This is a genomic window from Geobacter sp. (assembly GCF_030834625.1).
GTDB lineage: Bacteria > Desulfobacterota > Desulfuromonadia > Geobacterales > Geobacteraceae > Geobacter.
Genome location: NZ_JAUQXO010000072.1, coordinates 86,629 through 112,084, shown reverse-complemented (window position 1 = coordinate 112,084; position 25,456 = coordinate 86,629). Strand labels below are relative to the sequence as shown.

The 25,456-nt window shown below is 59.7% G+C and carries 20 protein-coding genes; 2 read left to right on the top strand and 18 right to left on the bottom strand.

Features of this window, described 5'->3' with window-relative positions; all coding sequences use genetic code 11:
• Positions 1–92 precede the first annotated feature (92 nt).
• The 15 genes from RCH91_RS17350 to RCH91_RS17280 form a co-directional block, all read right to left on the bottom strand.
• Positions 93–1,037: a ketopantoate reductase family protein gene (locus RCH91_RS17350; protein WP_306536268.1), complete on the bottom strand. Its 945-nt coding sequence runs from the start codon at positions 1,035–1,037 to the stop codon at positions 93–95.
• Positions 1,038–1,074: 37 nt separating this feature from the next.
• A complete protein-coding gene (locus RCH91_RS17345; protein ID WP_306536267.1) occupies positions 1,075–1,527 on the bottom strand; it encodes an amino acid-binding protein in 453 nt (150 codons plus the stop codon).
• 89 nt (positions 1,528–1,616) lie between these two features.
• On the bottom strand, positions 1,617–2,192 hold the full coding sequence (locus tag RCH91_RS17340; RefSeq protein WP_306536266.1) for an indolepyruvate oxidoreductase subunit beta: 576 nt from the start codon (positions 2,190–2,192) through the stop codon (positions 1,617–1,619).
• A 15-nt stretch (positions 2,193–2,207) separates the two neighbouring features.
• Positions 2,208–3,953: an indolepyruvate ferredoxin oxidoreductase subunit alpha gene (gene iorA / locus RCH91_RS17335; protein ID WP_306536265.1), complete on the bottom strand. Its 1,746-nt coding sequence runs from the start codon at positions 3,951–3,953 to the stop codon at positions 2,208–2,210.
• Between the two features lie 51 nt (positions 3,954–4,004).
• On the bottom strand, positions 4,005–5,348 hold the full coding sequence (locus RCH91_RS17330; RefSeq protein ID WP_306536264.1) for an acetyl-CoA hydrolase/transferase family protein: 1,344 nt from the start codon (positions 5,346–5,348) through the stop codon (positions 4,005–4,007).
• Between the two features lie 45 nt (positions 5,349–5,393).
• Positions 5,394–6,260, bottom strand: a complete 867-nt coding sequence (locus RCH91_RS17325; RefSeq protein WP_306536263.1) for a 3-hydroxyacyl-CoA dehydrogenase family protein — start codon at positions 6,258–6,260, stop codon at positions 5,394–5,396.
• 33 nt (positions 6,261–6,293) lie between these two features.
• On the bottom strand, positions 6,294–7,076 hold the full coding sequence (locus RCH91_RS17320; RefSeq protein ID WP_306536262.1) for an enoyl-CoA hydratase/isomerase family protein: 783 nt from the start codon (positions 7,074–7,076) through the stop codon (positions 6,294–6,296).
• 31 nt (positions 7,077–7,107) lie between these two features.
• Positions 7,108–8,298, bottom strand: coding sequence for a thiolase family protein (locus RCH91_RS17315; RefSeq protein ID WP_306536261.1), 1,191 nt, complete (start codon positions 8,296–8,298; stop codon positions 7,108–7,110).
• Between the two features lie 44 nt (positions 8,299–8,342).
• Positions 8,343–10,430: an acetate--CoA ligase family protein gene (locus tag RCH91_RS17310; RefSeq protein ID WP_306536260.1), complete on the bottom strand. Its 2,088-nt coding sequence runs from the start codon at positions 10,428–10,430 to the stop codon at positions 8,343–8,345.
• Between the two features lie 2 nt (positions 10,431–10,432).
• Positions 10,433–11,680 carry a 2-hydroxyacyl-CoA dehydratase subunit D gene (locus RCH91_RS17305; protein ID WP_306536259.1) on the bottom strand — a complete coding sequence of 416 codons (1,248 nt, stop codon included), beginning with the start codon at positions 11,678–11,680 and terminating at the stop codon, positions 10,433–10,435.
• Positions 11,681–11,731: 51 nt separating this feature from the next.
• Positions 11,732–12,520 carry an acyl-CoA dehydratase activase gene (locus RCH91_RS17300; protein WP_306536258.1) on the bottom strand — a complete coding sequence of 263 codons (789 nt, stop codon included), beginning with the start codon at positions 12,518–12,520 and terminating at the stop codon, positions 11,732–11,734.
• A gap of 391 nt (positions 12,521–12,911) precedes the next feature.
• Positions 12,912–15,029, bottom strand: a complete 2,118-nt coding sequence (locus tag RCH91_RS17295) for a sigma 54-interacting transcriptional regulator (protein WP_306536257.1) — start codon at positions 15,027–15,029, stop codon at positions 12,912–12,914.
• A gap of 281 nt (positions 15,030–15,310) precedes the next feature.
• Positions 15,311–16,048 (bottom strand): SDR family oxidoreductase, encoded by a 738-nt coding sequence (locus tag RCH91_RS17290; RefSeq protein WP_306536256.1) that lies wholly within the window; start codon positions 16,046–16,048, stop codon positions 15,311–15,313.
• A 132-nt stretch (positions 16,049–16,180) separates the two neighbouring features.
• Positions 16,181–18,169 (bottom strand): FUSC family protein, encoded by a 1,989-nt coding sequence (locus RCH91_RS17285; RefSeq protein ID WP_306536255.1) that lies wholly within the window; start codon positions 18,167–18,169, stop codon positions 16,181–16,183.
• Entirely contained in the window at positions 18,169–18,633 is a 465-nt protein-coding gene (locus tag RCH91_RS17280; protein ID WP_306536254.1) for a MarR family winged helix-turn-helix transcriptional regulator, read from the bottom strand. Before RCH91_RS17280 ends, RCH91_RS17285 begins: the two co-directional genes overlap by 1 nt.
• Before the next feature lie 185 nt (positions 18,634–18,818).
• Between RCH91_RS17280 and RCH91_RS17275 the strand changes: the two genes are divergently transcribed.
• The gene (locus RCH91_RS17275) at positions 18,819–19,076 is read left to right on the top strand and encodes a GSU3128 family (seleno)protein (protein ID WP_306536253.1); all 258 of its coding nucleotides are present in this window, start codon (positions 18,819–18,821) and stop codon (positions 19,074–19,076) included.
• A gap of 22 nt (positions 19,077–19,098) precedes the next feature.
• Positions 19,099–20,457, top strand: a complete 1,359-nt coding sequence (locus tag RCH91_RS17270; RefSeq protein WP_306536252.1) for an MATE family efflux transporter — start codon at positions 19,099–19,101, stop codon at positions 20,455–20,457.
• Between the two features lie 124 nt (positions 20,458–20,581).
• On the opposite strand, the gene RCH91_RS17265 is transcribed toward RCH91_RS17270, so the two are convergent.
• The 3 genes from RCH91_RS17265 to RCH91_RS17255 form a co-directional block, all read right to left on the bottom strand.
• On the bottom strand, positions 20,582–21,247 hold the full coding sequence (locus RCH91_RS17265; protein WP_306536251.1) for a DUF1318 domain-containing protein: 666 nt from the start codon (positions 21,245–21,247) through the stop codon (positions 20,582–20,584).
• 72 nt (positions 21,248–21,319) lie between these two features.
• Positions 21,320–24,874, bottom strand: a complete 3,555-nt coding sequence (locus RCH91_RS17260) for a DUF748 domain-containing protein (protein ID WP_306536250.1) — start codon at positions 24,872–24,874, stop codon at positions 21,320–21,322.
• A gap of 194 nt (positions 24,875–25,068) precedes the next feature.
• A complete protein-coding gene (locus RCH91_RS17255; RefSeq protein WP_306536249.1) occupies positions 25,069–25,353 on the bottom strand; it encodes an HU family DNA-binding protein in 285 nt (94 codons plus the stop codon).
• Positions 25,354–25,456 lie beyond the last annotated feature (103 nt).

Genomic DNA, 25,456 nt, shown 5'->3' with positions numbered 1-25,456 from the left:
TTCTTTACCATCCACGATTCCGCCGTTAACATCAGTCCCTGCACGGATTAGATCACCTCCACCTCCTCTTCATTTCTCTCAGGGCTTCCACCCTATTTGGATTCGAGGGCCTTTACCAAGCCGCGAATCATGTTGTTGTACGGGGTTGGCATCCCGGCCTGGGCTCCATATTCGATAATCTTGCCGTTAATGAAGTCCACTTCTGTCCTGCGCCCGGCCTCAAGATCCTGCAGCATGGACGGCTTATGGTTCCCGGCGTTCTTGAGGTAATTGATGCAGTAAGGGTAAAAGTCGGAGCCGAGGGAAAATTCGTTGGCCCGGGCCACGGCAACACCTTCCTTGATCAGGGCGTCAACCAAGTCGGAGAGGATCGGATCGATGGTGATCTCGATCATGGTCTTGCGGGTGACAGCGCAGATGGCGTTCATGCACGAGTTCATGACTGACTTGCGCCAGACCATGTCGGTGATCTTGTCGGTGTGCATGGTATCGAGCCCGCACTCGGTAAAGACGTTACAGATGCCGATGGCCGCATCCCGGGACTGCGGGTCAAGTTCCTGGATGAAGTGAGGGCGATGATGGAAGGCAAGCCGGATATGGCAAGGGCTCACCGGGACACAGCCGTAATTGACGACTCCCCGCATGACATGCTTGCGACCGAGATGCTCTGCCAGCACCAGTTCGGTGTCGATGCCGTTCTGCCAGCTGATGACGTAACGCCCCTCGGCGACAAATCCTTCAAGGGCGGAAGCGATCAGGGGCAGAGCGGTGGCCTTGACCGTAACTATAATGACATCCGGCGGATCGTTGATGAGATCGTCCACGCTGGTGGTAACCCTTGCGACCTTGGCCTGCAGGGTATCGACCCCTTCCAGGATTATCCCCCGCTCCAGAGCGGGTTCGAGAAGACTCGGGACCACATCGCAGAGGGTGACATCGTAACCTCCCTTCGCGAGAAAGGCGGCCACGATCGCGCCCACCGGTCCGGCACCGATCACGGCAAATTTTGTTGGTTTGTAGCTGTTTTTTTCCTTCATATCGTGACTCCTTGAGGCTGGTCTGAACCACGGACTACTAACTGGGGCTTTCAAGCATTCCGAAAGACTCCGCATCAAGGATCTTGATGTTGCTGCCTTGCATGATCCCGATTGCCCGATCGTTGTCGCTGAAACGGAAGATCATCACCGCTTTTCCCAACGAGGGGCCTGTGCCGGCAAAGGCATACATGTAGTCCACGTTTAACTGGGCATCCAGAAACAGCTTGAGAACCTTGTTGGACAAGCTGCCAGGGACATCTTCGATCTCCACGGCAACTACATCGTCAACACGCGCAGGAATCTGTTTTTCCATCATCACCTTGCGGGCTTTGGCCACGTCGGAGACCAGAATGCGCAGAATGCCGAACCCGGCGGTATCACATATACTGAGCGACCTCAGGTTGATACCCGCCGCACCAAGCGCGTGGGTGGCCTCATAGAGACGGCCGGGGGCATTATCAAGAAAAACTGAAAGCTGTTTCAACTTCATGAGAACCTCCCTCGAAAACTGACTTCGACCTTCCGAACCGGCGGTGCCTCGAAGGTGCGTGCGGCTGGGTGTAAGCCGCCGCACGATGGTCAGGCAGCAGCGGCTCCGCCCCGAAGTGCCTTCAGGTTGACCTCGACTCCCTTATCTTTGGAGAGCGCCTTAACGACCCCTTCAACGACCTGCGCATCTATGGGTAGATTTTTCAGCACTGAGCCGACCATGACCATGTTGACCGCCTTTGCATTGCCGGCCTCTTGCGCGAGAGACAGCGCCTCAATTCCGTGGGCATCGCCGCATATCCCGGATATCTGCTCCTCCACGTCAGAAGGATAGGTCGCCAGCCCGGAGGCAACGGTACTGGGATTGATGGTGCCCTTGTTGTACACCAGCATGGCGCCGGGCTTGAGATAGTGCACATACCTCAGCGCCTCCAGCGGCTCGAAAGAAATCAGGATGTCGGCGCTACCCGGCATGACCACGGGTGAATAAACCTGATCTCCGATCCGCACGAAGGAAATCACGCTCCCTCCCCGCTGGGCCATTCCATGCACCTCATTCTGCTTCACATCCATGCCGCTCGCGAGGGCGCTTTCGGCAAGAACCTTGGAGGCCATCAAGACCCCCTGTCCGCCGACCCCTGCAATAACGATATTGAAAACTTTCATCATTTCCTCCAGTTCTCAGACTTCAGACATTGCGTCAAATTTACAGAGCTGTGCGCAAACACCGCATCCGTTGCAGATATTGGGGTCGATGCCCACCTTCGGCTTTTCGCCGGATGCGGTCAGACCCAGTGCCACACAAGAGGCCTTGAGGCAGGCACGGCACCCGGTGCATTTATCCTGAGCAACCTTGTACAGGGGCTTTTTCACCCTGTAGCGGAGGATGCAGGGATTCTTGTCCACGAGGACGTAGGGTCCAGGGGTTTCCAGCCCTTTCCTGATGGCAGCCTCGGTTTCCTCGAGGTTATAGGAGTTGATCTCAACGACATTGTGGATCCCGAGCACCTTGACAAGATCCACCATGTTCACCTGCTGGGCCGGCTCACCCTGCAGGACCTGGCCGGAACCGGGGTTTTCCTGCCCTCCGGTCATGCCGGTGGTGCGGTTGTCCATAATGATGACCAGGGCATTGCCGCCGTTGTAGGCCATGCTCAAAAGGCCGGTGATTCCCGAGTGGAAGAACGTGGAATCGCCGATGACGGCAACCGGTTTTTCCGTTCGGCCGGCAATTTCATTAACCTTGGCCATGCCGTGGGCGGCGCTGATGCTGGCCCCCATGCAGATACAGGTATGCATGGCGCTCAAGGGTGGGAGGGCGCCCAGGGTATAGCAGCCGATATCGCCTGATACGAAGACCTTCAGCTTACTCAGGATGGAGTACAGTCCGCGGTGAGCACAGCCGGGGCAGAACGTGGGGGGGCGTTGCGGCAGGTTCTCGACGGGAGCCGCGGTCCCAGTCGTTATCGGCGCCCCTGCCGCGGCCCGGATAATGTCGGCGTTCACCTCGCCGCAAAAGGAGATCTTGTCCTTGCCGATATGGACCCCAATCCCCATGGCCCGGATCTGCTCCTCAAAGATGGCGTCCATCTCCTCGACGACCATCAGGCGCTTGACCTTGCCGGCAAACTCCCGGATCTTCTTTTCCGGTAACGGATGGACCAGCCCGAGCTTGAGGATCGAGGCGGTGGGGAACGCCTCCTTCACGTGCTGATAGGAAATGCCGGAGGTGACGATGCCGAGGTCGGTATCCCCCATCTCCAGCCGGTTAAGAGGAGAGGTCTCGGCAAATTCCTGCAGCTTGAGAAGGCGCGCCTCCACCTCCACGTGCTTGATCTTGCCGAAATTGGGGAGCATCACGTACTTCGGTACGTTTTTCACCCACTCTCCAACCTTCGGCTGGATTTTTCCCGTCGGTTCCACGATCCCTTTCGCGTGGGAGATCCTGGTGGTGGTGCGCAGCATTACCGGGGTGTCGAACTGCTCGGAAATCTCGAACCCCGTCCGGACAAAGTCATAGGCCTCCTGGGAATCGGCCGGGTCCAGCATCGGGATTTTGGCAAACTTCGCGTAATTCCTGCTGTCCTGTTCATTCTGGGAAGAGTGCATCCCCGGGTCATCGGCGGCCATCAAAATCAGGCCGGCGTTGACTCCGGTATAGGTCAGGGTCATGAGTGCATCGGCGGCAACGTTCACCCCCACATGCTTCATGGTAGCCAACGCCCTGCCGCCGGCAAGAGATGCGCCGATTGCCGATTCGAGGCCGACCTTTTCATTGGGCGCCCATTCGCAGTACACCTTGCCGAGGCGGGCCACCTCTTCCAGTGTTTCAGTGCTGGGCGTTCCGGGATAGCCGGAGGCGAAGACACCGCCGGAGTCCTCAAAGCTCAGGGCTATTGCTTCGTTGCCGGAAATTATTGTTTTCATAAGTGATATTCCTTCTCGTTCTGGCTGTATGTGCGCGAAGCATCCCGATCGTTATGCAGGCAGGTACTTCAGCTCCTTTGCCTTTTCGGTCAGTTCGTCGCGGAATCGGGGATGGGCCACATTGATCAGTGCCTGGGTGCGATGACGGACACTCTTTGCATACAAGTCCGCTACCCCATACTCAGTCACCAGGTAACGCACATGGTTGCGGCTGGTAACGACCCCAGCGCCGTGTTTCAAGAGCGGGGTGATCTTGCTGACCACGGTTCCGTCCTTCATCGTTGACGTGCTCGGCATGGTGATCACCGCCACGCCTCCTTTTGAGCGGGACGCCCCATAGACGAAGTCCATCTGCCCCCCCACCGCTGAATACATCCTCGGGCCGATGCTGTCGGCGCAGATCTGCCCCGTGAAATCCACTTCGATCGCCGCATTTACCGAAACCATGCGGTCATTCTGCGCGACCACGAACGGATCATTGACGTACTCAGTGCGGTGCAGTTCGATCATGGGATTGTTGTGGGCCCAGTCGTAAAGACGCTTTGTGCCCAGAAGGAAACCGCAGACGATCTTGCCGTGATGGAGTGTCTTGCGGGAGCAGTTGACGACACCCGCCTCCACCAAGTCGATGACTCCGTCAGAGATCAATTCTGAATGGATCCCCAGGTCCTTTTTACTGAACAGGTGCTTGAGCACGGCATCGGGAATGGCGCCGATGCCCAGCTGCATGGTAGCGCCGTCGGGTATGAGGCTGGAAATATGGCCGGCGATCTGTTCGACGATTTCCGGGTCCCCCTCTTCGGCCATGTGTCTTTCGGTAAGTGGCGCATCCACCTCGACGATGTGTGTCATGCGGGAGACGTGAAAGAAGGTATCCCCCAGCGTCCGTGGCATCTTCTTGTTTACCTGGGCAATGACTATCCTGGCGGATTCCGCAGCCGTCATGGTGAGACCCGCTTCGCCCCCCAGGGAACAGAACCCGTTTTCGTCAGGAAGCGAGACGTTGAGGAGTGCCACGTCAAGGGGCAGATGGCCATTTTTGAACAACAGCGGAAATTCCGAGAGCAGCACGGGGGTGAAATCCGCGCGACCTTCGTTGACTGCCTGGCGGACATTGGGGCTGATGAACATGGTGTTGACCCGCACGTGTCCTTGCATCTCAGGGGAAACGTAGTCCTGCGGACAGATGGTCAGCACCTGGGACACTTCCACGTCATGGAGTTCCGGCGCTCGTTTCACCAGCGCTTCCAGCAATTGCAGAGGAACGGAAGCGTTCCCCGTCAGGTAGAGACGGTCGCCGGAATTGACCGACCGGAGTGCCTCTTCAGCGGTCGTCACTCGTGAATTGTAAATTTCCCGCCAATTCTTGATTTCTTTCCAAATGGTTGCGGCCATGATTAGTTCTCCTTTTCGCGTGAATGAAATCCAAATCCGCCCGTATCAGTTCTCCGGATAGTCGTAGAACCCCTTGCCGGCTTTGCGTCCCACATAGCCGGCCTTGATCATGTTCCGCAGCAGGCCGGGAGGAGCGTAGCGTTCTTCCTTCATGTAGTCGTAGAAGATGTTGCTGACGTGGTAGCCGATGTCGACCCCGGCGAAATCCTGGAATTCCAGGGGCCCCATGGGCATGTTGCAACCGAGCTTCATGGCGGTGTCGATGTCCTCGGCCGAGGCCACACCTTCCTCAAGCAACCGGACGGCGTCGATGATGTAGGGAACAAACAGCCGGTTCACGACGAAGCCGGGGGTGTCCTTGCAGGTGATGGCGGTCTTCCCGATTTTTTTGGCCATCTCCAGAGCCAGGTTCTTGGTAGCCTCGGCAGTCTGGAGGGCCGGGATGACCTCCACCAGCTTCATTACCGGCACGGGATTGAAGAAGTGCATGCCGACGAAGTTGGCAGGGCGCTTCACCAGGGCTGCCATTTCGGTAATGGCGATGGAGGAGGTATTGGTTGCGTAGATGGTGTCGTCGCCGCAGACTGCGTCCAGCTTGGCGAACAATTCCTTTTTGACGTTAATATCTTCGAAGACCGCCTCGAAGATGAAAGAAACTTCCTTCAGGGTACTGACGTCGGTGGAGAAGCTGATCCGGGCCAGGGTCTCCTTCATCTCCTGTTCGGTCATGGCCCCTTTCTTGACGATCCGCTCCAGGCTCTTGGCGATGGTCTTCTCCGCCCGGCTCCAGACCGCTTCGCTTACGTCCACCACGTTGACCTGAAAGCCTGCCATGGCGGCAACCTGGGCGATCCCTGCCCCCATACTGCCGGCACCCGCCATTCCTACCGTCGTGATATCATCGAGTTTCATGATTCGTTCTCCTTTGGTAGTCGTTGTGAGCTCTTATTTGCTCAGAAAGTTCGGCTTCCTTTTTTCTCCAAAAGCGGTGAGCCCTTCCCTGGCGTCGTGGGTCAGGAGGTTCTCCAGACCATATCTGCGCTCCACCGCCAGGGCCTGCTCCATGGGGAGGTCTACCCCCTCGTTTACCGCCACCTTGATATAGCCCAGGGCCTTGCCCGCGCCTGAGGCGAGTTTGTGGGCGAATTCCATCACCTCGGCCATGAATGACTCGGCAGGGATGATCCTGTCGATGAGGCCAAGGGCCAGTGCCTCTTCAGGGCCCATCACCTTCCCCCACAGGAGGATATCCTTGGCCCTGGCAATACCGACGAGGCGTGGCAGCCGCTGGGTGCCGCCGGCGCCGGGGACGATGCCGAGGCCGGCCTCGGGCAGGCCGATCAGGGCCTTGCCGGCTGCCATGAAGCGGTAGTCACAGGCCATGGCCAGCTCACATCCTCCGCCGAGGGCATGGCCGTTAATGGCGGCAATCACTACCTTCTTCATCCGCTCAAGGGTGTTGTTGGCGTCTTGCAACAGCTTCGAGAATGCCTCCGATTCCGCCTGGCTCATGGCTGCCATTTCCTTGATATCAGCTCCGGCGATGAATGCCTTTTCCAGCGCGCTGGTGACAACGACCACCGTCACGTCGTCCCTCTGTTCGGCCTCCCTGAAGGCCTTGAACAACTCAAGGCCAAACTCGCTGCTGAGGGGATTCGTCGGCGGCCGATTGAGGCTTATGGTCAGGACCCGCTCTTCCTGCTTCAGTGTGATGTAGTGGTAGCCCATGTGGTTGCTCCGTTTGTTGTGGGATTAATTTTCAGTTCACCTTCAGCACGATAGAGGCGGCGGTGTCACCGGCGGCACAGCCGGAGAAGAGCAGATACCCTCCCCCCTTGATGGCCAGCTCCTCGATCCCTTCGATCATGAGTCGGGCTCCGGTGGCGGCCTGGGGATGGCCGAAGATGAGTGAGGAACCGTAGTTGTTCATGCCGTCCAGATCCAGTCCCATGACCTTGGCCATGACGATGTCGTTGGCGGCAAAGGGATTGTGGGTTTTGACGGCTCCCAGGTCGCCGGCCCTGATGCCGGCATTCTCAAGGGCCATCTGCGCCGAAGGGGCGACAGCCGCGGCCATGTATGCCTTCTTGGTGCGGGCGAAGCCAAAGGAGACTACCTGGATCTCGATGCCAGGGTCGGCGCTCAGCTCCTTCGCCTTCTCCCGGGTGGTGACGCAGATGCCCGCGTTGCCGTCGGCCGGATGGGTCTGGGCGCCGAAGGTATGCACCCCCTCGGGCAGGACCGGTTTGAGGGCGGCCAGTCCCTCTCTGGTGCTGGTGGTGATCCCTTCATCTGTCTCGAGAAAAATTGACTTCTTCTTGGATAGCTGCACCTCGGCGGGGAACATGTAGCGTTTCTGGAACTCACGGTCATTGGCCAGGGCGTCCAGGTACTGCTCCTGCCGCCGCAGGGTAACGGCATCGCATTCTTCGCGGGTGACGCCATACTCTTTCGCAACGTTTTCCGCCGTCTGGATCATGGCCCCCCCTGCCCAGGGGTCTTTGCCGAAATTGTCCATGACCCAGTCCTCGGCAATCTGCTGCCCTCCGGGACCGTTCGGATTGGGCCATGTGGCGTGGGGGCCGTTGGAAAGGCGGTCAGCCAGAAGGCACCAGCTGTTATTGAACATTCCGGTTTCTATCCCCATGCCGGCCTGATAGATGGAGAAGGTGGAGGTGGAGCAGGCCTGACTGACCAGGATGCCGGGGGCCCCTTCCGCGCCCATCAGGGCCGCGGCCCAGGGGCCGCTGTAGAACCACTGTTTTTGGTAGACGGTGCTGCCGACCAGGACATATTCGATGGTTCGGGGATCCCACCCCTTGCTCGCGAAGAAACGCTTCGATGTGGCAGCGCCAAGGACGATGGCGTTTTCATTGGCCAGGGCCCCCTGCCATTTGGCGAAGGGGGTGCTGTAGTAGCCGCGGTAGGGGATATACGCCTTTTCCAACATTGTAGTTCCTCCTTTGGTGGGTCTTGTTAAGGGCGGTTGCCGATTCAGATCCGGATTCTGCCGTCCACGGCGTAGACACCTTTTTCGAAGGCCATGACCGGGTTCATGTCCATCTCCTGTATCATCGGCAAGTCATTAAGCAGTTGGGAGACACGCTGGATGAGGTTGATGACGGCACCCCGGTCAATCCCCTTCTCGCCACGCACGCCGTCCAGGAGGGCCGCGGTCTTTATGGAGGAAAGCATTTCCCCCGCCTCCACCCTGGTGACCGGCGCGATCTTGAAGGACACGTCCTTAAGCACTTCCACATAGATGCCCCCCAGACCGAACATTACCAGGTGCCCCAGCCCCCGCTCTGCAGTGGCGCCGATGATCAGTTCGCGTCCGCCGGGAAGGAATTTCTGGACGAAATATCGCAGCTTGCCGAAACTGCCCAGGCGGCTCTCCATGTCATCGACCGCTGCGTTCACGGCAGCGGCATCCTTGAGATTAACGGCAACACCGCCCATATCGCTCTTGTGATCGATTTCCTCGCAGTCGACCTTGACCACCACCGGGTAGCCGATCGCTTCTGCGGCTGCGACACCTTCGGCGGCGTTTGCCACTACCCGCCAGCGTGCTACGGGAATGCCGTAGGCGTCGAAGATGGTGTAGACGTCGGTGGCGGAAAGGACACTGCGGCCTTCCTGCCGGGCCTGCTCAATGATCGATCGTGCCTTTGCGGCATCGACATCGGTGAAGGTCTCAGGCAGGCCGATGTCACGGCGCTTCAGGGAGCCATACTTGACGAGAGCGCCCAGAGCCTTGGCGGCGTCGCTGGGGTTGGCATAAATGGGTACGCCGCCTTGTTTGAGAATATCCCTGGTGATCTGGAACCGCCCCTGGCTCAGGTCGGTCATGAAGTTGCAGACGATGGGCTTCTTCGCCAACCTGTTGACCTCAACAATCTGGCGGGCGACCTCGTGGGTGTCGGTGAAGGGGGCTGTGACGAAATTGATGAAGATGCTGTCGACCCCATCCTCGTCAAGGAGCACATCCAGGGCGCCGCGGAACTGGGAGCCGCCGGCTGTGGCCACGACATCAATGGGATTTTCCAGGGCTGCTTCGGGAAGCTGACTCTCCTTCAGCTTCTCGATGGTCTTTTCCCCAAGCTTCGGCACCTCCAGCCCGCAGGAGACGAGGACGTCGGTGGCGATGACGGCCGGCCCGCCGGTGTTGGTGATGATGCCGACATGGTTCCCTTTGGGGATCGGCTGGCTGGCGAATGCCATGGCTGCCCGGGCCATTTCCCCCTCATCGGTGAAGGAAAGGATGCCGGTCTTCTCGAAGATGAGTTCAGTGGCAATGTCGACTCCGGCCAGGGAACCGGTGTGGGAGGAAGCCGCCTTGGCCCCCTGCTCGGTACGGCCGGCCTTCATGGCCAGGATCGGTTTCTTTGCCGTTACCTCCCGGGCGGCTTCGAGAAATTCACCGGGATTGGAGAAACCCTCGGTGTAGAGGATTACCGCTTTGGTTCCCTCGTCCTCGCCATAGTAGCGGACGATTTCGGGGATGGAGATATCGCAGGCATTGCCGTTGGAGGCATAGAGCCGCTGGCCTACGCCGAGATCCGCCAGGGCCTGCATGATAAGGGCGCCAACTCCGCCGCTCAGGGCCACAACCGACACATAGCCGGGATCCGGGTAGGTGAAGGTGAAGTTGCAATACGCCTTCAGTTCGGGATCTGAATTGATGATCCCCTGGCAGTTGGGGCCAAAGACCCTCACGCCGAACTCTTTGCCCCGGCGGAGAAAATCTTCCTGGAGCCGCGCCCCCTCCTCGCCGAGCTCGCTGAAGCCGGCAGAGTTGATGATGACTGCCTTGATCCCCTTTTTGCCGCAATCCTCGATGGTCTGCGGCACGAACCTGCTCGGGATGATGACATGGGCCAGGTCTACCTGATCGGGGATCTCCTCCAGCGTTTTGTATGCCTTGATGCCGCACACCTCAGGAGCGCTGGGATTCAGAGGATAGATCTTTCCCTTGTAACCGTACTTCTGCAGATTGCGGATAATGACGTTGCCGATGGAGAGTTCTTTGGTGGAAGCACCGACTATGGCGACGGCTCTGGGTTTGAAAAGTGAGTCCAACATAGTTATCTTCCCTCCTCAAGCTGTTCGATAAAGGCTTCTACGTTAGTTTTGGTCTGCTCGTCGGAAACGCAGCGCATGTCGTTGAGATCGCCGGAGATGACCAGATGGGGGATGCCCGTTTCCTTTTCAAGTCGCTGGGGCATGCCGTAACGGCTGTTTGAGTTGCAGGGACAGGTTTTGGCATCATGGTAAATGATTCCGTCAATGCGGAACTTCTGCAGCATCTCCCGGATGTATCTCTCCTTGAACGCGTCGGAGCGGACAATGAAGAGTTCCAGGTAGGCCTTGGCCATGCTGCGCAAGGGATAGATTTCGTCAAAGGAAGGGAATATCCAGCTGCTGCAGTAGGTTGAGGCGACCACGTTTGCCCCGAGACCAGAAAAAAGCTCCGAATGCTGCCGCAGACGCCCCCAAACCGGCATGCCGTCCCAGTAGATGCGATAACCTTCCCCTTCCACTGCCCCCACCCCTGCTGAGACCCTCTGTTGCAGTTCGGCCAACAGGACCCTGTAATAGTCCACAGCTTCCCGTGTCCCCCGGAGGACTACGGCCGGGCCCATATGGATCGTGCCGTCAAAGAAGGTCAGGGGCGCTGGAGCCGCCACGGCCGTCTCCAGAACCTGCTTCCAGAGCTCGGTGCACTCACGGGAGAGCGCCACCACCTCCTTCAGCCTGTCCATGTCAAGCCTGCTGCCGGAGATCTCCTCCAGGGTCGGGATCAGGGCTTCCATCTGCCGCATCACATCCTGGATATGGGCGTCACTTACGACGTTAATGTTCTTTGGCGAGGTTATGCCGATGCAGGGGACCCCCAACTGTCTGGAATACCACGCGAACCAGTCCTGCACATCGCGGCACTGGTTGGTGTTATAGACAAGGACATCGGGTCTGGGGACGGATTCTATGCCCGGATAGGCCTTTGACAGGGGGGTGAACCCTTTCAGGTATGCGCCGATATCGGATGTCAGGTATGAACAGATCTCGGGCGAGTAGCCGATGGCGTTAGCCTCCGGAATGAGATCGGTTGAAAGTCTCGTCGCGCCGAGCATGGCGGCATGATTTTCGGGGAAATGCACGGCAAAACCCATGGCCCTCAGAAGTTCCGCCGGCCCCACGCTGGTGCACCAGGCAACCTTCTGTTTGCCGGTGGCGGCCGCCTCGTTCAGACCGAAAAAATAGTCGGCCATGATCTTGTTCATCAGGTCGGTTGCCTCGATTTTCTTTCTCGCCGGCTTGATTTCATCTTTCATCGATCTCTCCTTGGCAATCACCGGGGGGCCTACTGCTCCAAACATGCGCCTTTAGTCCTTACCTTCTCCTGCAAGGGCGTAGAGGGCTGCGCCGATGGCGCCTGTCAGTTGGGGGAACTCCGGAAGCATGACCGGACGTCCGATCATCTCTTCCGTCATCTGGACTATATAGGGGTTGTGGGCCACCACGCCGCCGGTCATGACGACCCGGTCTGTGATGGAATCCATCTCCAAGACCCTTTTGATCACCGAATAGAAGATGCCCTTGACGATGTCGCTTACCTTTTTGCCTTGCCGGATACTCTCAAGTACTTCCGTGCCGGAAAAAACCGTGCAGAAACTGCCAAGTTTGACCATCTCATGAGACTGGCGGGCCAGATCGTTCATCCCTTCCAGGGGAAGGTCGAGACGGCCGGCCATCTCTTCGAGAAAGGCGCCGGTGCCGGCGGCGCACTTGCGGTTCATCTTGAAGCTGCTGCGCCTGCCGGAACTATCCAGCTTGATGATCTTGTTGTCCTGACCACCAATGTCGATAATGGAGAGCTCACCGGAAAAGTTATGGCGGCATCCCCTGGCCAGGCAGCCGATTTCGGTCTTGCTCGTTTCAGTGACAAAAGGAACATTGGCTCTCCCGTAGCCGGTGGAAACGGCTCGTGCCACGTGGGACCGAGTTGTCCCGGCCATCTCCAGGGATATGTCGAGACAGGCGGCGGCAGTCACTGAAAAGTCTGTTCCGGACTTTTTGACCGCATGACCTATCAATTTGCCGTTATTATCAATGACAGCGACCTTGGTTCTTGATGCTCCTATGTCCAGGCCGACAAAAACAGGGTTAGTCATTCCTTGATGCTCCTCTGGAGGCAAGTCGTGAGTAGCACTTCTGACCTTGTCCTAATATAAAATATTGTTTTGCAGCTAACGTGCCCTTTCAATATCTCATCGATAAATCTGCTTATACCTCTAATTCTACTAGAAAATTCGTTACATTAATGTAAATACATTGTTTTAAACAACAAAGCAGCCGACGATATTTCGTCGGCTGCTTGCATAGAAACTCCTCTTACAGGACTAGGGCAAATGGGGGAAAAGGGCTTAAATTACAGAATCAAGAAATCGTTCAAAGGATTTGATGGGTGAGGAATTGAAAAGAGGCGATATTTCGTCGGAGAGGCGATATTTCGTCGACAGGTGACACAACAAAAGGCAGGGGCACCTAGTTTTTTTCTGCTGATTACGTGGATTCGAATAAAGGATGTTTTCTTTTGATCCCTAACTTCTTCATCCTTGAGTTTAGCGTTGTCGGTTTCAGGCCGAGGATTTCAGCTGCACCGTTCCTGCCACGGATCCGCCAGCCGGTTTTTTCCAGGACAGAGTTAATGTGCATCCGCTCCACCCCCTCAATAGTCATGGGTTCGCTGGCGGCCATGGCGGAACCATCCTGAATATCCACCACCAGCGTGGTGCCGTTATTCAGAATCATGGCCCTTTCGACCAGATTTCTCAATTCTCTTATGTTCCCCGGCCAGCGATAGCGCTCCATGGCCTCCATGTTCTTCTTGGGAATGCGCTCGACAACTTTGCCGAAGACTTTACTGAACTCCTCGACCATTGCCCATACAAGCAGCGGGATATCCTCCCGCCGTTCACGCAATGGCGGGACTGAAACGGGGAACACATTGAGCCGGTAGTAGAGATCTTCGCGAAAACCGCCGTCTTTGACGGCCTGGGCAAGGCTCTTGTTGGTTGCAGCAACAACCCTCACATCTACCTTGATCGGCTTTGGATTGCCCAACCGCTCGAACTGGCCTTCCTGGATGACCCGCAGCAGTTTGGACTGGAGCTCCAAGGGCAATTCCCCGATTTCATCAAGGAAAATGGTCGAACCGTTGGCAGCCTCGAATCGACCGATCTGGGTGGATACCGCGCCTGTATAGGCCCCTTTTTCATGACCGAACAGTTCGGCCTCGATAAGTGCCGCGGGCAATGCGGCACAATTCACCTTGATCATGGCCCGCGCCTTGCGGGCACTGGCATTATGGATGGCCCGGGCTATCAGTTCCTTGCCGGTACCGGTTTCACCAAGGATAAGCACCGTCGAATCGGTAGCCGCCACCTGTTTTATCTGGAGAAGGACATTCCTGATGGCCACGGATTTGCCGATAATCTCCTCATGCTTGTATTCAACATCGATCTGATCGCGAAGGTAGACATTTTCCGCTTCCAGCCGGTCCTTTAACTGCTGTATCTCCGACAGGGCGTTCTGAATTTTCTGATCGGCCCGTTTCCGTTCCAAGGCATTGGAAAAAATCTCCCATAACAGGCGGAGTCTCTGGGTGAGTTCATCGGGCCACTCCCTTTTTACCCGGTAAGAAACAAAGGTAATGGCGCCGACGATGGTGCCGCCGATGCTGGCCGGAATAAACATGATAGATTTTATGCCCCCCTGATCTTTGCAGTATTGTTTTTCTCTCCAAAATCTGTCGGGCAATTCATCGACATCAGAAACCCGGAAAATTTCTCCATTCAGAATCATGCTGATCCAGTCCGGTATCAGCTCGGCAATGACGGGTGGCGGCGGCTTGATGCCTGGCTTGGCGAAAGAATGGGTAATATGCAGAGAACTGCGATCGGTCGACAGATGCCAGATGCTGCTTCGCTCGAAACCCAGAAACTCGACGACATCCCGCAGACCCCTTTCAATCTTCCGGTCCACTTCACTTACTGGCAAATTAATGAACGCCGAGGAGAGATTGGAAAGGAAGGCCTCCACCTGTATGCGTTCTGCCTGAACACTTTCTTTTAACTTTTGAGCTGTTACATCCTGTACCACCAGCCCACAGCGCGTGACGGTTCCATCGTTATCCCTTAGTGGATACGAGCAAATTACCCAGATTCGCTCCTGGAACGATTTGTCCGGAAGCGGCTTGGGCACAACAATTTCGAGGTCGACAAAGGAACAATCCTCGGCGATGGTGCGGGACAGTACCGGCTCTATAGCCGAAGCAACCAGGAGGTCCACCTCTCCGAGGGTTTTGCCGATGTGGTCCTGCGCTGACAGATCGGCAATGGTTGCCATTCGATTGTTGAAATATATAAAGCGCAGGTCGCGATCAATTATCGATATCCCAAACTGGGCCTGTTCGAACAGCTGTTCCAGATTGCTGAATTTCCCCAGGAAGAAATCCGTATTGCTTGACGCTGGCTTGTTAGTTAACCCCATAGTGTCTCCACGGATATATAAACTATTGCCTGTCGCTGCATTAGGCACCGACGGAGTATCGTCGAGTGCTTTTGCTTCTAAAACGATGTAACTTGTTTTTGCCAACGTCATTTCTTGTATATTCGGCATGTTATCGAACTCATTAAATATTATGCTTCAACAGACATATTCAACGCAAGATATTGTTTTGTATTTTAGTAAGTAACAACTATAGAGGGGTAGAGAGAACTACCGGTCGCACAGAACCGAAACCCAGCTACGCTCCTGACATCACAATTTTCACGGAAGCAATTCTCGGAGGGTCTCCCAGGGGTCACCGATAGTGGTCAAATTTCCGCGCCGATTCAGACGCAAGAAAGCCGCAATTCCGGGAAACTGCGGCTTTCTTGCGTTTTAATGGTATTTCAGGGCTATTCGGCGACCATTGCCCCGAAATCCTTCTCAACCTGCCGGGGATCCTTTTCAAGCATGCCATGGACATGCTGCGACATGGGATCGGGAAAAATGTACTCATCCCCCTTCCCCACCCCTGCCAGGATGGCGGCGGCAACCTGATCCGGCGTTGCCTTGGGCATTTGCTGACCCGCCGTCATTTTTGTATCCACCGGACCGGGATAAACGCCGATCACCCGGATGCCCCGGGGAGCCAGTTCGGCACGCAAACCCTGGATCAGGGAGTGCACCGCAGCCTTTGATGCACAATAGGTCCCGTTGATCGGGAGGTTGACCAGGCCGATGACGGAACAGACGTTCACGATCGCCCCGCTCACCCGGGAGGCGAGCACCGGCGCGAACGCCCGGCACATGGCCAGGGTGCCGAAGTAGTTGATTTCCATCTCCTGGCGGGCGTTCTCCATGGCGGCCGGCCCCATGAACCCCATGCACCGGTTGACGCCGGCGTTATTGATGACCAGGTCCGCATCCCGGCACTGCTCCGCCGCCCCTGCAACGCTGGCAGCATGGGTCACGTCCAGCCGGAGGGGGACAACCCTGTCGTCCCCACTATGGGACAATTCCGCGACTGCGGCAGTGCTCCGCCCAGCGGCGTAGACCTTTGCAACCCCCTTGTCAAGCAGCGCCTTGACCAAGGCCCCGCCGATACCGCCGTTGGCACCGGTCACTAAAACTGTTTTTCCCTTGAGATCCATAACGATTCCTTTCTATGATGCCGCAGACTTACGGTGAATACTCCCCTCCAGGGGCATCCCCTTCTGTCAGGGCAACCAGCTTATGTTTTTCAGCGGAACTCCTTCCTTGTAGTAGAGGGATGGGCGAGAATCTCAGATAAGGCATCGAGCCCCCCTGCTGCCCCAGCATCGTGCACTCCCGCGGGAGAGATCCGGCGCATCGGCATCCGCCCGGTCGGAAGCACCGCCGATCTCCCCATCCTGTCCCAGAACCGCGTAAAGGGCAATTGAGGCGTTTTCCAGTGCCGTTGAGACGCTCTGCGGCCGCCTGGCAGAATCGGACAGGGCACGCAAGGTGTCGCGGATGATGCCGACGGCCGGCGACGGGCGACTGTCTTCCCGAGCCTCTTGCAGTCGCTCTATACATCTGCCGATGGCCAGGGCTGCAAGTCCCCCCTCAACCAAGGCGAGGTGATCGGTATCATATCTCGTTGCCATGGCAACCAGGCGGATCACCCGGTGGTGCATCCGCGCCCGTGATCTTTCCTTCGCCACCGGAGAATCCGCCGCGGCAAGGAGTTGCATATCATTCGCGATGGCTGCCAACAGGGAACGCAGACGGATTCCGGGATTGATCGGTATCAGGTACCGGTAGGCAATCCAGGCGCTGCCAACTCCCATAACCATTGCAACCGCCCCAAGGGCGAGGTCGGCAGGGACGACGACGATCGGCACTCCAGGCTGGGTGACAAAAATGAAAAAGAGCGTGGCGTCGGTGGCGGGAATGGCCGTTCGCCGGTACGACATGGCAAGGACGCCGCACAAGACGAAGGGAGCAACGGTGACCCCCATGACCAACGGATCGGTTACCCCCGAAAGCATCACGATCCGGCAGAAAACAGCGGTGGCCGATCCGATTGCCGCGCCGCAGAAAATCTGTCCGACAAAGAGTGCGGGATGTTCTTTGGTGGAAAAGATGCTGATCATGATGGATATGGCCATCAGCATCAGGGGGCCCTTTGTCCAACCGGTCAGCGACCAGGTAACGCCCACCACACCAATGGTCCCGAAGGCGCGAAGGGCCGCCCGGCGCGCTTCCTGCCAATCCCGGTGGCGGAGGAACAGGTTCGAGGGCTGCGTGTCGGGGGGGTCGGCCATGGTGTCGTAGCCATCCAGTACGAGCCGAAGCGAGGTGACGATTTCGGTCAGGGACTCGCCCAGCAAGGGGAGATGCGCCTTTGCCTCGGCCGCTGTCGCCGCCATTTCGGAGGTGCAGTTCACCCTCGATGAGTTCTCCAGCTTGTCGGCGACCTCTTCCAGGTGCCGGGCGAGGAGATCCCGCCAGTAGCCGTGGCGGTGGTCGTTATCATTGTGCCGGGCAAGCTGTTCCCCGGCCAGCCGTCCGACGGCCAGCAGGGAGAGGAGTGACGTGATAAGGCTTCGCGCGTGACGTTTTTGCCTTTTTAACCGCAACGACCCCGCCCCGACCACATCCAGCACGCTTTCAATCTCCGCAATCTCGATCAGGATATCCTGCTCCCGGCGAACCAGGGTTCCCCCCCGTCCCTGACGCAGCAGCAGCGCCAGCCACGCGACGCTATCCGCTGCAACACGGCGCAGGCGGTTTTCAAGCTCATCGCGGGACTGGCGGGGGGTGAAGAGGGCAGTCACTGCCGTTGCCACGACAATCCCGACAACGATGCAGGCGATCCTTCCGAAAGCGATGCTGTAGACGTGGAGCGGGTTCTGGTGGCCGCTCAATGCCACGACGGCACAGGTACATGCAGCCATCAGGAAGGCGTAGGAGCGAAGACCGTACAGCAGATTACCGATGCCTACGCACGCCGCGATCCAGAGGGAAAGGGCGATGGTGAGCGCCATGGGCGAATCGGCATACAGAATCAGCAGCAGCCCCGCCACGGAGCCGATGGCCGTTCCGATCAGGCGATAAAAGCTCTTCTCGAACAGGAGACCGCGCGTTGGCTGAATCACGATGAGCGCCGTCATTGCCGCCCAGTAGGGGTTCTCCAGTTTAAGGAAAACGGCGGCCGCCAGCGCCGCGAGGGCGGCTGCCGCGCCCCGGCCGGCAATGACCAGATGCGGCCAGTGGTGGGCGATGAATCGTCGGATGGAGTTATGCATTACCGCTTTCCCCTCCGCCGTGCATCGCTCACGGTTGACTCCAGCCGCTCGATGAATTCCGCCACCCGGGCAATTTCACCATCGCTGAAGGGACTGAGCAGCTCGTTTTCAAGAGACACCACCGTTTTCCGGATCCGGGCCACGATTTCGCGCCCCTCGGGAGTCAGGCGGAGCAGTTTCGCCCGACGGTCCGTGACGTCTTCCGACCGCTCCATGAGCCCCTTGGCAACAAGGGTGTCGAGGAGGCGGACAAGGGAGGGACCCTCGATGCCGACGGACGCCGCCAGGTCCTTCTGGCGGGTCCCGTCACCGAGGAGATTGAGGTGCAGAAGAGGCCGCCAGGTGGCATCGGTCAGCCCGGCAGACTGGAACTCGGTATCCAGGACCTGGCGCCAGTGCCGCGTCAGGAGCCCGAGTCGGTAAAAGAGGTTGCCGCGGTCGATTCTCGAATCATGTCTGTTCATATAATATAAATAGCACGCTATTTATTTGCTCGCAATCTATTTATATCCCATAGACTCTGCGCTCCTTGGCCGCCCCCTCCATGCTCCGTTCCGGGGACGCCCCATGGAAAAAGCGCTTGCAAATGGCCGGAGGGAAAAGCATAGTTCCCGGTTAGAAGCAGACTTCGAGGAAAGGAGCGCCAACCATGAAAATCCGCAAGAAGATTCTCGATTTCGAGTACGAAGAGGTTCTCGATGCCCGGACCCGTGAGCTGATCCGGGTTGGCTGCGCCGTGGCGGTGGGGTGCCCCACCTGACTGAAGAAGCACTTCGCGGGCGCGAAGGAAGCGGGTGCTACGGACGCCGAACTGAAGGAAGCCCTGGCCTACGGGATCATCGCCCCGTCGGGGCGGGCAAAAAATTTCGTGATGAATCTGGCCGGGGACTTGGAACTCGGCGACTGACGAGGAGGCATAAGAAAACGGGATGACGGGAAGAGGGTTTACGGCACGACACTTCAGGGAACGGAAAAAACGCATCTCCATCCGCCGCAACGTCATGAACCTGTCGCTCCCGGTCCTCCTCTCGTCGCTCTTCCAGCGGCTCGTGGCCATCGTCGACATCTTCCTCGTGGGGGGGCTCGGCGCAGCGGCCATTGCGGCCACGGGACTCGGCCAGCTCCTCGTCTTTGTCACGATGACGGTCTTCTGGGGGCTCGCCACCGGCACGACGGTGGTGATCGCCCACCTCTGGGGAGCGGGACAGCGCCATGAGGCCCGCCGGGCCGCCTTTGCCGCCTGCCTCGCCTGCGCCGCCATGACCGCGGCGGCATCAACCCTCGGCTGGGCCTTCGGCGGCGACCTGGCAGCATTCCTCGGGGCCAGGGACGACGTGCTCCACCTGGCCTCCGGCTATACCCGGCTGGTCTTTCTCTACCTGGCCTTCACCACGGGCCTCAACATCCTCTCGGCCATCATGCACGGCAACGGCGACACCCGGACCCCCATGACGGCCATCCTCCTCGTAAATGTCCTCCACGTGCTCATGGCCTGGCCCCTCATCTACGGCAAGCTCGGCTTCCCTGCCCTGGGGGTGACCGGCGCAGCCATCGCCATCAATGCCTCCGAGGCCATCGGCTTTCTGTATCTGCTGATCCAGGCCCTGAGGCTGCGCTACATCCGGATCGGATGGCCCGGCATGGGGCTCTTCGGCCGCATCTGGCGGGTGGGGTGGCCCGTGGCCCTGGAGCGGATCGCCCAGCAGGGGGGACAACTCTTCTACTCCAAATTCATCATCGGCTACGGCACCGCCGCCTACGCGGCCCACCAGATCGGGCTCTCCATCGAGTCCCTCTCCTTCATGCCGGGGGCCGGCATGGGGATCGCTGCGGCCACCCTCATGGGGCAGGCCCTCGGGGCAAAAAAATACCGCCGGGCGCGGATCAGTCACCGTGAGGCGCTGCGTCTGGCGGTCTTCGTCATGGGGACCATGGCGGTGGTCTTCCTGACGCTGCCGGGGCCGCTCATCGGGCTCTTCACCCGCGACCCGGCGGTCATCGAAAAGGGGATCGTCTTTCTGCGGCTCGTGGCCTTTGCCCAGGTCCCCCTGGCCCTCTCCTTCGTCTACGCCGGAAGTCTGCGCGGCACCGGCGACACTTTCTACGTCTTCCTGGTGACCCTCGGCGTCATGTGGGGGGTGCGTGTCTTTCTCTCCTGGGCCGCCGCCGACTGGCTCCACCTCTCCCTCTATGCCGTATGGGGGGTCTTCGTCATCGACTGGTACGTGCGGGCCGCCGCCTTCTGGTGGCGCTACCGGCAGCGGGACCTCCACGCGGTCATCATCTAACTGAAACGGTCAAGTTTTCGCAATGTCAAGGAAGGCGAGCATCTGCGCGGAGACGCACTGCATGTGCGTCGCACAAGCAGACGCGGAGCCTGACGCCGAGATTGCGGAAAATCGACCGTTTCTTCTATTTCTGAACCCATCGGCCGTTGGCCAGCTGCATCCACCACCCCGGCTTCGCCGCCTCCCGCTTGGCATCGGCGTAGGTGGCAGCCGCCTTGGGGAGCACCTGGCCGATGGCCGCCTTTGATTCGGGCTGCTTGTTGAGCTTGAGGATCGCCTTTGCCATGGCGGTGATGACGATCTTCCGGTTCCCGTTCTCCGCCTTGACCAGGGCCTCGTCCTGGGGGGTGGCCTTCCCCTTGTCGTGGACCGACACGAGCCCCTGGTTGGTTTCCCCCACCACGCCCCGGTCCCGCAGGGCATCGAGCTGTGGCAAGCGCGCCTTCATCTCGTCGTAGGCCGTGAGCACCTCGGGCATGCTGGAGATCTCAATGGCCAGCTGGTCCGCATAGTTCTCGGCGGCAAAGGCCTCGCCAACCAGGGCAAAGGAGGGGAGCCTCTCGAAGAGCCTGCTCTGGGGACCGGCGTCCGGCGCGGGTTTCTGCTCGGCCGGCTTCTGCCCGTCAAAGGCCGGCTTCTCCTCGCCCTGCTGGAGGAGCATATCGTCAAGGGACTTGTAGGCCTCCTTCACCGCCTTCTCGGGAAAGTAGACGTTGACGGTGATAATGGCGCAGGCGGCGAGCATTCCGCACAGACCGGCGATCAGGGCTTTCATGATCGTACGTTTCATGGATTCCTCCTCGTTTCGCATAGTTGTCCAGGTACTATACCACATCGGCCCCGGGATGTAAGGTCAGAGCTCTCAGTCACGCCACTGGAAGTCAGTCTGGATGGGGGGTTCCGCCGCCGGCCCCTCTTCGCCCTGCGAGGTCGTTTTCCCCCGAGTCGCTGCCTCCTTGATGGCGGTGAACAGGTGTTCAAGGGCAATCCGGTTCTGGACCGGCGCCACGGAAACGCTCAGGTCCCGGACACCCAACAGATTGGTGTGGGAGATGTCGAGGGTGGTGAAGGTGAGGTAGCCGTCCTCCAGGTAGGCACTCACCTCACCGCGATCGAAGGGGCGGTCGCCGCGGAAGAAAAAGCCCCGCAGCTTCTTGCCGGCAAGCCGTTGGAGAAACTCCTTGGAGAGGAGCATCTTCTCACCCTTGGTATCCCGCGCCCAGAGTTCGGTGAAACCGTCGAGCCCCCCTATCCCCTTCCCCTCACCATAGAGACTCACGACCCCGTCCAGCCGGCCGGAGACATACCCCTTGATCTGGGGAAAGGCATCGCAGAGGCGCTTCATGCTCAGGTCGTACACCAGGATATCACCTCCGTAGACAATCCCCCCCTTCACAGCCACAAACCCCCTGCCGAGCACCTCCCCCCCGGAGAGCCCCGACCGAAGGGACGTCAACTCCATGACGCCGTTGTCGCCCCGCAGGAACGCCGTCGTCTCTCCCAGTTCCAGGGGACCGAAACGGACCTTGCCAACCGTGAGGGTCCGGTCCCCCGCCGGCGTCTGCCGGAACCGCTTCAGGAGCAGCGGGAAGTTTTCCTTCGTGAAACTCACCTCTTCCCGGGGTCGCCGGTACGGGTCGGGAGAGGAGTCAAAGGAGAGGGGAACGGTGCCCCGCACTTCGCCCACCAGAAATTTCTGGGAGGGGACATCGATACTCACCCCGTCGAGGGTCAGGGTGCCGTCAACTCCTCCCTCCTTCCCCTTCAGGACGGCGGTCCCCTCGGCGGCCACGCTCCCCGTCACGGTCGCTTCCTGAATGAACCGGGGAAGGGCATTCACCACCGGGTCGATGAGACGGTCGAGGGGGGTTGTGGGGAGCGTGAAGGCAAGGTGCCCGGCCCGCTGGGGCGAAAAGGCCCGGTCCACCTCTCCCCGCAGCCGGAAGAGGGCGCCCTCTCCCATGGTGGCGACTCCCTCCTGCAGCACGACCCGCTCACCCTCCACCCGGCCGGCAAGCCGTGCGCCTCCCCCGGCGAGAAGGCGCTTTCCCCCCTCTCCCGCCAGGGCGATGCCGTCGGCACGCATCTCGACCCGGGCCGATAGCCCTCCGGCGCGGGCGAAGGAACCGGAGGCGGTGCCGGAGAAGAGGCCATCTGCCGGGATGACCGGGGGCTTTCCCGGAAGGAGTCCGGCCATGGCCGCAAGCTTTCCCTCCCGGAGCCCCAGGGAAAAGGTGGCGCCGGTTGCGGGAGCGCGGGGATCAAAGGCAACGCGGCCGCTCAGGGTTCCGTCGAAGAGCTTTCCCCCCAGCTCCGCTCCCCCTTGGGACCGCGACAGGGCTATCCTGAGCGACGGCGTCCCCGCCGCAATCCCCCGGATGACGAACCGGTCGGCGGAAACGACTCCCCCCCCCTCGAACCAGCGCCCCTGGGGATCGGCACGGAGGTTTCCCCGGAGCGAGGCCGAGAGCCCCGCGGCGTCGGCATCGCCATGACGCACCGCCCCCCCGGTCACCTCAAGGGAGAGGGGAACGGGTGCCGGGGCCGGCGCCGGTTTCCCGGCGGGAAGTTTCAGGGTAAGCCGGTCGGCGGAGACAGCCGTGGTGGCAAGGCGGCCCCGGAGATCGGCAAGGGTAAGGGTCCAGTCCGTGAAGTCGAAGGAGGTACTGAGGTCGCCCCTTCTCCCGTCGAATTCCCCCCCATTGAGCCGGGCCGTGCCCGTGGCTGCCAGATGCTCTCCCTTGCGCGTGAATCGGGAGCGGACATCCCCCTTCCCGAGGGCGACCCGCTTCCCCTTTGCATCCGCCGCCAGGGAATCTATCCTGATGACGACATCGCCGTCAAAGGCCGCCGGCTCCTCCCCCTGCAGGTCAAGGGCGAGGGAGGCCGTGCCGCCGGTGGGCCGGAGGCCATAGCGTTCCGTCTGGGGCGCAAGAGCCGCAAGGGGTGCGGCGGGAACCCGAAGAGACACGACCAAGGGCCGTGGTGCGGCCGGCCTGAAGCCAAGGCGCCCCGTGACCGGCAGCCCCATGATCCGGGCCGCCAGCAACGGGACCTGGAGTTCCCGCGGCCTGAACCGGCCCGACAGGAGCAGGGTGAAGGGAAGGTCGACCCGCTGGATGAGGGCGCCTTCCGTATGTCCCTGGGTGGCGAATTTCCCCTTGGCGAGGAAACCCTCCCCGGCCGGCGCCAGGGACACTGTGCCGGCAAGCCCCCGGACGAGGGACCGACCGTCGAGGGAGACGGCCACATCCTGCGCGCTGACGCTCCCCTTGATGCCGGTCACCCCCCGGGCACCGTCGCCGGTGACGTGGAGCCCCCGGCTTCCCAGCCGGCCGGCAAGGGAGACGGAGCGCCCCGTCACGGCGGCGACCATGGGTGACAGACGCTGAAGATCCACATCATCCAGGCTGACATCGGCGACGAAGGCCCGCTCCCCCCGCACCCGGCTCACGGTGGCGGCAACCCGGGCCGTTGCGAGATCCGCAAGGGCTATGGTGAGGTTCTTAACCTGCGCCTCGTCGCGCCGGAGATCATACTCCCCCCCCAGGGTAACGCGACCGGCGAGGGGAATCGTTGCCTTCCCGCCCACCACGGCGACATTCCGGAACTCCGCGGCCCCGTCGGCCCGGATGATTCCCCCCTGGAAAACCGTCTGGAGCCGCAGCGCCGCGGTCCCCCGCTCCAGCGAAAGCTCCCGTCGCTTGAGCAGATCGGCAAGGGGCGCCAAGGTCAGTGAAGGGGCGGTGAGCACAAGGTCAAAGGCAGTTTCAGGCCCGGGACGGGCGCTCCCCTCCACCCGGTAGCGGTTCCCTGCTCCGTCGGCAAAAGCCAGGTCCAGGCGCGAATCGGCCGATCCCCGCGTGGTCACATCCCGGAGCCGGAGCGCAATGCCGGTCAGACGCCGCCCGTCCACCGTCAGCGCCCCATCGCGGAATATCAGCTCGTCGATCCGTGTCTCGGCGGCGGAAGGCTTTTTTCTCGCGAGCCGCCGCTGGAACTCCGCCACATTCCAGGCCCCGGCGCTGCTTTTTTCCAGGATAATCCGCGCACCGTCGAGTTCGATGCGCCTGAAGCTGCGGACGCCGCGCAGCAGGCCAGTCCAGCGGGGGGTGACGGCAAGGGTATCGACCGCGGCAAGAGGAGCTGCGGAAAAGCCCGGGGGATTGGCGATTGACAAGCCACGGATAACGACGGTCCTGCCGTGGAGTTCCACATCGGCAACAGTCACGGGGGAATGGAGGGAGTCGGTGAGGATGCGGGAGAGATGACGGGCCGCCGGAGGCGATGCCAGATAGAGTTTCAGGGCGAAGAGGACGGCGAGGATGAGGAGCACCGCGACCGCAAGGATGCACGCGAAGGCCCTTCGGCGCGCCGGTGGAGGCGTCTGTGTTGGTGGCTCCGTGGTGTGGGTCATTGCGGTGGCTTCCCCCTGTGAGGAGACTGTAACCGGGAAGGAGACCGATGACAAGTGCCCATGGGGTGGCGGAAGGAGCCCGTGATGGACACTGGCCCGCCATGGGTAAGAATGAAAAAACCCCGCTTGAGCGGGGCTTTTTATTGCATTTCTGATTGAATCAGCAGCACCGACCCTCGGGACGGCAGGCGGAATTATTTCTTCTTGGCGGCGACGACGTCCTTGAGGGCCTTGCCCGGACGGAACTTGGGAACCTTGGCGGCAGCGATCTTGATCTCTTTGCCGGTCTGGGGGTTCCTGCCGGTGCGGGCCTTGCGGGTAGACACCTCGAAGCTCCCGAATCCGACCAGGGTCACCTTGTCGCCCTTCTTGAGGGCGTCGCTCACGGCGCTGATAACGGCCCCTACAGCCTTGTCGGCGGCAGCCTTGGTGAGGTTGGCAGATTTCGCTACAGCATCCACAAGTTCAGCTTTGGTCATGATCAACCCTCCTTTTTAAGGTAATTCTGGCGAATACTATAGACAGAAATTCCCACTTTGCAAGGGATTATTTAGAAGAAAATTATTTTTTTATGAGCTGTAA